The following is an 8,710-nucleotide window of genomic DNA, read 5'->3' as shown; positions in this document are numbered from 1 at the left end:
TACCCAAGTCCCGCGCGACCCGACGCTGCGGAACACCGTCCGCCACCAGCCGCCGGATCAAAGCCCAATCCTCCATAGAGATCACCCATCCAATCTGTCTGGGTGGCCTCGTTTTCGACCGTCGCTACGGCCTCGTTTTCAAGCGTCGTCGACACGGAGGATGGTCAGGCACTCAGGGAAGGCCGTCGGCGATTTCCGCGCGAAGAGCGGCCAAGGCCGGCTCCATTACGTCCCGCACCGGCTTCGTCACAGACTTGCGCCCGTAGAGACCGAGCGAGCTACCTCACGCGGCGCATCAACCCGTTCTGGGCGCTCAATGCTGAGCAACTCTGTGCCCTCGCTGGCTAGCCGGATCTCTTCGCCCTGGGGGAGATCGTGAAGCCACACGACTTCCCCATCACGCTCGTAGCTCTTGACCTCCGTGACTGCCTTCTCACGCAGCTGCTGCGTCTTCGCCAAGTACGTGAACAGGGGTACGCCCTTGTCCACCAGCGGGTCTACCTGGGGGCTCATGACTCCTAGCTCTTCGTCGATGCGACCCCTACCTTAGGGGGCGGCTACGACCACCTGTTGACCGGGTCAGCGCCGCCGCCGACCCCCGGAGACCCTGATGAATGAACCGGGCCGCCACCCGAAGGTGGCGGCCCGGCGTACAGGAGCTTCGACATGCTCAGCCAACGTTGAGGCTCAGCCGGCTTCGACTCGCTCGTACCTCGCTTGCTCAGCCAGCGTTGAGGCTCAGCTGTCGGACATCTCGTCGGCGCGGTTGGTGTCGGAGGTGGCGGCGCGAGCGCCGTCGCCGGAGGATTCCCCGACGATGACGAGCCCGTCACCGTCACCGGCCTCGCGGTCGAACGTGACCGTGTCGCCCTCGAGGATCTCGCCGGCGAGCACCTTGCGGGCCAGGGCATCCTCGATGGTGTTCTGGATCAGCCGACGCAGCGGACGGGCGCCATAGACCGGGTCGAAACCGGTCATCGCCAGCCACTCCTTGCCGGCGTCGGTGACCTCGACCTTGATCCGACGATCCGCCATCCGCTCGTTGAGCCGCTTCAGGTTGATGTCGACGATGCTGGTCAGGTCCTCGATGCCGAGCGGGTCGAACATGACGACCTCGTCCAGCCGGTTCAGGAACTCCGGCTTGAACGACTTGCGCACGACCTCCATCACCGCGTCGCTCTTGGTCTTCGCGTCCAGCTTCGGGTCGGCCAGGAATTGTGAACCCAGGTTGGAGGTGAGGATCAGAATCGTGTTGCGGAAGTCGACCGTCCGGCCCTGGCCGTCGGTCAGTCGACCGTCGTCCAGCACCTGCAGCAGGATGTCGAACACCTCCGGGTTCGCCTTCTCCACCTCGTCCAGCAGCACCACGGTGTAGGGGCGACGCCGCACCGCCTCGGTCAGCTGACCGCCCTGCTCATACCCGACATAACCGGGAGGGGCACCGACCAGCCGCGAGACCGAGTGCTTCTCGGAATATTCGCTCATGTCGATGCGCACCATCGCCTGCTCGTCGTCAAACAAGAACTCCGCCAGCGACTTGGCCAGCTCGGTCTTGCCGACACCGGTCGGGCCGAGGAACAGGAACGAACCGGTGGGCCGGTTCGGGTCCGAGATACCGGCCCGGGATCGGCGTACCGCGTCCGAAACCGCTGCCACCGCAGCCTTCTGGCCGATCAGCCGCTGCCCCAGGTGCGATTCCATCGACAGCAGCTTCTCCGACTCGCCCTGCATCAACCGCCCGACCGGCACGCCGGTCCAGGCCGACACCACCTCGGCGATATCCGACGCGGTGACCTCCTCGGACACCATCGGCTTGGCCTCGGCCTCCTCGGCGTCGGCCTTCTCCAGCTGCTTCTGCAGCGCCGGGATCTGCCCATAGAGCAGCTCCGAGGCCCGCTGCAGGTCGCCCTCGCGCTGGGCCCGCTCGGCTTCCGAGCGCAGCTCGTCGATCTGCTGCTTCAGCTCACCGACCTTGTTCAGGCCGGTCTTCTCCGCCTCCCAGCGGGCCTCCAGCGCGCGCAGCTCCTCCTGGGCGTTGGCGAGCTCCTCCTCCAACCGGGCAAGGCGTTCCTTCGATGCCGGGTCGTCCTCCTTGGCCAGCGCGAGCTGCTGCATCGTCATCCGGTCCACGTTGCGGCGCAGCTGGTCGATCTCCTCCGGCGAGGAGTCGATCTCCATCCGCAGCCGCGACGCGGCCTCGTCGATCAGGTCGATCGCCTTGTCCGGCAGCTGCCGGGAAGTGATGTACCGGTTGGAAAGGCTGGCCGCCGCCACCAGCGCGCCGTCGGTGATCGCCACCTTGTGGTGCGCCTCATAACGCTCGCGCAGACCGCGCAGGATCGCGATCGTGTCCTCCACGCTCGGCTCACCGACATAGACCTGCTGGAACCGCCGCTCGAACGCCGGATCCTTCTCGATGTTCTCGCGATATTCGTCCAGCGTGGTCGCGCCGATCATCCGCAGCTCGCCGCGCGCCAGCATCGGTTTCAGCATGTTGCCGGCGTCCATCGACCCCTCGGCCTTGCCCGCACCGATCACGGTGTGCAGCTCGTCGATGAAGGTGATGATCTGCCCCTCGGCCTCCTTGATCTCTGTCAGGACGGCCTTCAGGCGCTCCTCGAACTCGCCGCGATACTTCGCGCCGGCGATCATCGCGCCCAGGTCGAGCGAGACCAGCTTGCGCCCCTTCAGCGAATCGGGAACGTCTCCGGCGACGATGCGCTGCGCCAGACCTTCAACCACGGCGGTCTTTCCGACGCCCGGCTCCCCGATGAGCACCGGGTTGTTCTTGGTACGCCGGCTGAGCACCTGCACCACCCGACGGATCTCGGAGTCGCGGCCGATCACCGGGTCGAGCTTGCCCGAGCGCGCCACCTCGGTGAGGTCGATCGAATACTGATCCAGCGCACCCGAGGACCCCTCGGCCTCCGGGGAGGTGATCCGCTTGTCACCGCGCGCGTCGTTGAACGCCTTGGTCAGCTTGTCGGCGGTGACGCCGAGCTGGTTGAGGATCGTCTGCGCGTTGGACTTCACCTTCGCCAGCGCGATCAGCAGGTGCTCGGTCGACACGAACTTGTCGCCCAGCTTCTGGGCCAGGTTTTCCGCCTCGGCGTGCACCCGGGCGAGCGCACCCGACATGGTCGGGTTCGACACCGACGAGCCCTGGCTCGACGGCAGTTTCTTGATGGCTCCCTGGGCGGCCGACTCGACGACCTTGGGATCGGCACCGACCTGGCTGAGCAGGGCGGCGCTGGGGTTGCCGGGGATGCTCAACAGCGCCAGCAGCAGGTGCTCCGGCTCGGCCTGGGGGTTGCCCTCGGTCAGCGCCGTGCGCACCGCCGCCGAGACCGCGTCCCGGCTCATGGTGGTCAGTTTGCTCGTATCCATGTGTCCTCGCGGGTGAGAAGTTGTAGTCGACTCGGATTGAGTCTCACGGACTCAACTATGCCGGACCCACAGCGGGCACTGCAAGCAAAGTTGAGCCACATAGACTCAACTCCGGGAAGGCTCCGGGTATTCCCGGTCCGCGCGAACAAACGCGACCGCTCTTCGGACCACCTTGACCACGCGCCGGACCGACCAGTTGAGTGGTCTGAGCGCCCGAACACCGGACGCCACCTCAATTCATCGACAGCAGGGAGCAGACCATGAGCATCGCCCAGATCCCCGCCCGCCTGGCCGCCGGCGCCTTCGTGCTGAACGCCGGGCTCGGCAAGCTCGATCTGCCGGAGGAGGGGGCCCAGCAACTGCAGTCGATGGGGTCGGCCGGCGTACCGCAGCTGCAGCAGCTCAGCCCGCAGCAGTTCAAAACGTTCATCAGCGCCACCGAGATCGGCGTGGGCGCCCTGCTGCTCGCCCCGTTCGTGCCCGGCTGGCTCGCCGGCGCCGCGCTCGCCGCGTTCAGCGGTGGCCTGCTGAACATGTACCGCAACACCCCGGGGATGACCGTCGACGGCATCCGGCCGACCCAGGAGGGCACGGCCGTTGCCAAGGATGTGTTCATGCTCGGCATCGCCGGCTCGCTGATCGCGGACTCGGTCATCTCCAAGGGCCGCAAGAAGGTGCGCAAGGCGTTCACGTCCTGAGCTGACGCTGCGTCACGCTAGAGGAACAGGCACGAGTCGCCGAACTCGTGCCAGGCGTACGCCCCCGCCAGCGCGGCGTCGTAGGCCCGTTGGGTGCGTTCGGCGCCGGCGATCGCCTCGACCAGCAGCAGGTGCGAGGCGCCGGCGTCGTGCCAGCCGGTGATCAGCCCGTCCACCACCTGCGGCGGATCGTCGGGGGTGATCACCCGCTCGGTCCAGCCACTGCGCGCGACCAAGCGTCCACCCTCGACCGCCGACTCCAGCGCCCGGGTCGCGGTGGTGCCGACGGCGATCACCCGATCGCCGCGATCCTTCATGTGGTTGAGAAGTTGCGCGGTCGCCGCGGGCACCTCGAACCGCTCCGGCTGCGGCGCCTCCCCCGCCTCCTGGGAGGAGAAGCCGGTGTGCAGCATCACCGGCGCGAACACCACCCCGGTACCAGCGACAGCGGCGGCGGCGTCCAGCACCGGACTGCCGGCGTCGGGGGCGGCGCGCAGCTCGACCACCCAGCCGCCGGGCCCTTCGACGGCGTGCAGCACCACAGGTTGCTCGCCGTCATCGTGCCGCCAGATCGCGTCGAGCTCGCCGTTGACGGTGGCCGAGGTATTCACCACCAACGTGTCACCAGGCCGCAATTCCTCAACCAGGTCGGGGAATCGGCGGTGTCGGATGCCGTCGTCGGCGGCGACCAGCAGGCGTACGCCGGATCGGTCACCGGTCCGCGCCTCGGCCGGGGAGTCGGCGAAGCCGGGGGTGGCACCGGCGAAGGTGGTGGTCGGTTTCAGGGCGAGTTTCGCGGTCATGCGGCACCTCCGGCTTCGGCAGTCAGGGCGGGCGCGAAGTCCGAAGCGCGATAGCGGCCGCTGGGCGTACCGGAATCCAACAGGGCAAGGATTCCCGGGACGGCGACCTCGTCGGGGCGGGGACGGTCGGAGATGTCCTCCCGGGGAAGGCGGCCTGGTGCATGGCGGTGCGCATGTCACCCGGGTCGACCGCGTAGGCGCGGATCCCGGCCTCTTCGGCGGCCCAGGTGCCGGCCAGGTGGTCCAGCGCGGCCTTGCTGGCGGCGTACGCCCCCCACCCCTCGTAGTGCTCGACCGCGGCATCAGACGACACCGTCACGATGGTTCCGCCGGCCCGGCGCAGGGCCGCCAGCACTGCGGATCACCGCACTCACCCAGCTCCGCGACGGACTCACCGGGTGCATCGGCTGCGGCTGCCCGAGCCAGGAGAAGTGCCCGCTGTGGAACCCCGACGACCGACTCGCCACCGAGGGCCCCGGCCCCCGCAAGCTGCGCGCCGTCGTCGCCCTCGAGGAGTCCCAGGCCGAGCGCTGAGGATCACCCGTTCCAGTCTTTTCAGTCCAGCGCGTTCTTCGCCATGGCAGAGATCGCCTGCCCCTCGCGTTTCAGGTGCTCGAGCATCCTCGCCCCCGCGGGAGACAGCTCCAGACCGCGATTGAGCGTCAGGCCCACGAACCGACGGGTGAACCGCAGGCTGGTCGGCACAGCCGCAGCGCGTCGTCCTGGGTCGCGATGAACATGGGCAGCGCGGCGATCACGTCGGTGCTGATCAGCAGGTGCCGCAGGGTCAACATCGAGGTGCACTCGACGCGGTTGGCGGGCAGTGGTACGTCCTCGGCCAGAAAGACCTGCTCCAGTTCCGACCGCAGGGCCGTCTCCGCCACGGGAAAGATCCACGGATAGTCCGTCAGGTCGGCCAGCGACGGTTCGGCCAGCTCGTGCGCCGGGTGAGCGGGGCGAGCCACCAGGCGGATCGGTTCGTCATAGAGGCGGATCTGCTGGAGTTGATCGTTGGTGGTGGGCGTGAGCCGCCCCACGACCACGTCCAGCTCCCCGGCGATCAGCTGCTGGTGCAGGGTGTCCGGGGTTGCTTCCCTGACCGTCACGGTCAGCAGCGGGTGCTGCCGTTTGAGTGCCGCGATCGCCCTCGGCAACAGCAGATTCGACCCGGCGAGGTGCGTACCGACGAATGCCTGCCCGAGTTCGCCGCTGGAGAGGACCGCCAGGTGTTCCTCGGCCGCGCGCAGTTGGGCCAGCACCGCTCTGGCATAGGAGAGGAAGGTGAGTCCGTACGCCGTGGGGCGGACCCCCCGGGGCAGCCGGTCGAACAGCGGGGAGCCAACGATCTCCTCGGCCTCCCTCAGCCCCCGGGTGACCACCGGTTGGCTGATGTGCATCGCCTCCGCCGCCCGGATCACGCTCCCCTGGTCGGCGATGGTGGTGACCAGGACCAGGTGCCTGATCTTGAGTCTGCCGTCCAGCAGGCGCGACCGGTTCATGAACCCATCTTGGCCCTCCGGGCCGTTTCACCGACGTCGAGACCGAGGAAGCGTGCGGCGTTGCCGCCCAGCAGGGCCGATCGCACCTCGTCGGTGAGGTAGTCCGCCTTGTGCACCACCGCGCCGACCGGGCGCTCACCCAGTGGGTAGGGGTAATCACTGCCGACCATCACCTGGGTGGGGCCGAGGGTGTCCACCAGGGTGCGCAGTGCGATGGGGTCGAAGACGACCGAATCGACGCTGAACCGACCAACGTAGTGGGAGGGTGGCTGCTCCGAGGTGGCGATCACGTCACCGCGACCGAACCACGCGTTCTCCAGCCTGCCGAGCCAGAACGCGAACGACCCGCCACCGTGGGCGAAGCAGATCTTCAACGTGTCCGGGATCCGGTCGAACACCCCGCCCAGGATCATGGCCACGATGGACAGGTGGGTCTCCGCCGGCATTCCGGTGGTCCAGCGGGCCATCCACCGATCGAGTCTGGGGCTGCTCGCCATGTCCCACGGGTGCACGAACACGGGAATGGAGTTCTCGGCACAGTGCTGCAGGAAGGTGACGATCCCCTCGTCGTCGAGGTCACGATCCCCCACATGGTTGCCGATCTCGACACCCACGTGCCCGTTCGCCATGCACCGATCCGCCTCGACACAGGCGGCGTCCGGGTCCTGCAGCGGCACCTGGGCAAAGGGCAACAGCCGATCCGCAGCCGGGGCACACACCTCGAGGCCGAGGTCGTTGAAGATCCGCGACACCTTGACGGCCTCACGGCCCGGCAGGTCGTAGCCGAAGAAGACCGGCGTCGGAGAGACCACCTGGACGTCCACACCGTCGGCGTCCATGTCCGCCAGTCGGGTCTCGGCGTCCCAGCTGTTCGACCCGATCGCCCGGAACTCCTTCGACCCCACCAGAATCATCGCCTCCTTCTCGGAGTCGATGCGCAGGCTGGGCCAGTCCCGACAGGTCCCGACCTCGGCGGCCAGGTCGGGCCAGCCGCGGGGAACGTAGTGGCTGTGCACGTCGATCGCCAGCCCTCGCCCGGTGCGCGGTCTCACCGTCGGCTCCACGGTGCTCACCCCTTCCCGGGGTGGACCGTCCCGCATTGCGGGCAGACCCGGTTGTCCGGGTCGTTGTAGAAGTGCTCGAAGACCGGGGGCAGGTCTGCCACGATGTCGCGCACCTGCAACTCCACCTCGTGCACCTTGGCGTGGCAGCTCGGGCAGTACCACTGGAACTTCTCCAGGGTCCCTTCCTCACGGATCCGCTCGATCACGATGCCGATCGACCCGGGCTCGGGACGTTGCGGGGAGTGCGGCAGATTGCGGGGCAGCATCCACATGTGTCCCTCGGCGATGTCGACCCGTTGCGGACCGTCGTCGGTCATCACGTCCACGTGCATCGAGCCGCGGACCTGATAGAACCACTCCTCGTAGGGCTCCTGGTGGAAGTCGGTACGCCGATTCGGTCCACCGACGACCTGCACGATGAAGTCGCCCATCGGGTGCCAGACCTGCTTGTTGTTCACCGGCGGCTTGAGCAGGTGTTCGTGCTCGGCGATCCATTCGGGAAAGTTGATGGCGGGCGGGATTGTGGTCATGACTGGCTCTCCCTCGATCGGGGACGGTGGGCGATGGCCTGGATCTCGATCAACAGGTGCGGGTGCGGCAGTTGGTGGACGGCGACGGTGGTGCGGGTGGGACCGCTCTCGTCGAACAACTCGGCCCACACCTGGTTGTAGCCGGCGAAGTCGTTCATGTTCACCAGATAGGCGGTGGCCTGGACGAGGTCGGACAGCTGGGCACCGGCGGCGGCCAGCACGTCGGCTATGTTGTGGATCACCGCGCGGGTCTGCGCCCGGATGTCGAGTGTGGTGGTGCCGAACTCGTCGACGGAGGCACCTTCGATCGTGTTGTCGGGACGACGGCTGCTCGTGCCGGACACGAAGATGAGGTCCCCCACGACCTTCACGTGCGGGAACCGCCCCCGCGGGGTGGCCTTGCCCTTGACGGTGAGCGCCGAGCCCTCGGCCCGATCCTCGCCGCCGTTGCTGCCGCCCGGCGAACCGGCTGACTCGTCCTGTGTGGTCACGACTTCAGGCTAAGCAGCAGCCGGCATGCCTGACCAATACCAATTCCTTGATTCGATATGCCTTTTCAGGCATGCCTCGCGGTGGCGTACGGTTGGTGCGAGAAGAGGGGATGGCTCTGTCGGTCAGATCCGACACCACTTGTCGGTCAGCTCTGACACCACGAGCAATCGATGAGATGGCATGTCGATTGGTTTCGACACCGGGGTCGCCGACGTGGGTTGGTCAGGCGCGGAGGCT

9 protein-coding genes are annotated in these 8,710 nt (G+C 67.6%); 1 reads left to right on the top strand and 8 read right to left on the bottom strand.

Annotation, left to right across the window (positions count from 1 at the left end):
• Window positions 1–246: 246 nt before the first annotated feature.
• Both CGZ93_RS10790 and clpB read right to left on the bottom strand, forming a co-directional pair.
• Window positions 247–513, bottom strand: a complete 267-nt coding sequence (locus tag CGZ93_RS10790; RefSeq protein WP_094364150.1) for a hypothetical protein — start codon at window positions 511–513, stop codon at window positions 247–249.
• A gap of 225 nt (window positions 514–738) precedes the next feature.
• Window positions 739–3,387, bottom strand: coding sequence for an ATP-dependent chaperone ClpB (gene clpB, locus CGZ93_RS10785; protein WP_094364149.1), 2,649 nt, complete (start codon window positions 3,385–3,387; stop codon window positions 739–741).
• 260 nt (window positions 3,388–3,647) lie between these two features.
• Between clpB and CGZ93_RS10780 the strand changes: the two genes are divergently transcribed.
• Window positions 3,648–4,085: a DoxX family membrane protein gene (locus CGZ93_RS10780; protein WP_094364148.1), complete on the top strand. Its 438-nt coding sequence runs from the start codon at window positions 3,648–3,650 to the stop codon at window positions 4,083–4,085.
• Window positions 4,086–4,102: 17 nt separating this feature from the next.
• On the opposite strand, the gene CGZ93_RS10775 is transcribed toward CGZ93_RS10780, so the two are convergent.
• The 6 genes from CGZ93_RS10775 to CGZ93_RS10750 all read right to left on the bottom strand — a co-directional run bounded on the left by CGZ93_RS10775 (window position 4,103) and on the right by CGZ93_RS10750 (window position 8,472).
• On the bottom strand, window positions 4,103–4,888 hold the full coding sequence (locus tag CGZ93_RS10775) for an S-adenosylmethionine:tRNA ribosyltransferase-isomerase (RefSeq protein ID WP_094364147.1): 786 nt from the start codon (window positions 4,886–4,888) through the stop codon (window positions 4,103–4,105).
• A 22-nt stretch (window positions 4,889–4,910) separates the two neighbouring features.
• Window positions 4,911–5,201 (bottom strand): SDR family NAD(P)-dependent oxidoreductase, encoded by a 291-nt coding sequence (locus tag CGZ93_RS10770; RefSeq protein ID WP_229117369.1) that lies wholly within the window; start codon window positions 5,199–5,201, stop codon window positions 4,911–4,913.
• A gap of 349 nt (window positions 5,202–5,550) precedes the next feature.
• On the bottom strand, window positions 5,551–6,387 hold the full coding sequence (locus CGZ93_RS10765) for a LysR substrate-binding domain-containing protein (protein WP_141211179.1): 837 nt from the start codon (window positions 6,385–6,387) through the stop codon (window positions 5,551–5,553).
• A complete protein-coding gene (locus tag CGZ93_RS10760; protein ID WP_229117368.1) occupies window positions 6,384–7,439 on the bottom strand; it encodes an amidohydrolase family protein in 1,056 nt (351 codons plus the stop codon). Before CGZ93_RS10760 ends, CGZ93_RS10765 begins: the two co-directional genes overlap by 4 nt.
• Before the next feature lie 17 nt (window positions 7,440–7,456).
• Window positions 7,457–7,981, bottom strand: a complete 525-nt coding sequence (locus CGZ93_RS10755) for a 3-hydroxyanthranilate 3,4-dioxygenase (protein WP_094364145.1) — start codon at window positions 7,979–7,981, stop codon at window positions 7,457–7,459.
• Window positions 7,978–8,472 (bottom strand): RidA family protein, encoded by a 495-nt coding sequence (locus CGZ93_RS10750; protein ID WP_094364144.1) that lies wholly within the window; start codon window positions 8,470–8,472, stop codon window positions 7,978–7,980. Before CGZ93_RS10750 ends, CGZ93_RS10755 begins: the two co-directional genes overlap by 4 nt.
• Window positions 8,473–8,710: the final 238 nt, after the last annotated feature.

The sequence above is a fragment of the Enemella dayhoffiae genome, assembly GCF_002250625.1.
GTDB classification, from domain to species: domain Bacteria; phylum Actinomycetota; class Actinomycetes; order Propionibacteriales; family Propionibacteriaceae; genus Enemella; species Enemella dayhoffiae.
Note: the sequence above shows the minus strand (reverse complement) of the source record. Positions and strands in the feature narration are given on the sequence as shown.

Excerpts from the sequence above, each read along its gene's own strand:
- CGZ93_RS10790 (WP_094364150.1), bottom strand. The coding sequence starts at position 513 with ATGAGCCCCCAGGTAGACCCGCTGGTGGACAAGGGCGTACCCCTGTTC.
- clpB (WP_094364149.1), bottom strand. The coding sequence starts at position 3,387 with ATGGATACGAGCAAACTGACCACCATGAGCCGGGACGCGGTCTCGGCG.
- CGZ93_RS10780 (WP_094364148.1), top strand. The coding sequence starts at position 3,648 with ATGAGCATCGCCCAGATCCCCGCCCGCCTGGCCGCCGGCGCCTTCGTG.
- CGZ93_RS10775 (WP_094364147.1), bottom strand. The coding sequence starts at position 4,888 with ATGACCGCGAAACTCGCCCTGAAACCGACCACCACCTTCGCCGGTGCC.
- CGZ93_RS10765 (WP_141211179.1), bottom strand. The coding sequence starts at position 6,387 with ATGAACCGGTCGCGCCTGCTGGACGGCAGACTCAAGATCAGGCACCTG.
- CGZ93_RS10755 (WP_094364145.1), bottom strand. The coding sequence starts at position 7,981 with ATGACCACAATCCCGCCCGCCATCAACTTTCCCGAATGGATCGCCGAG.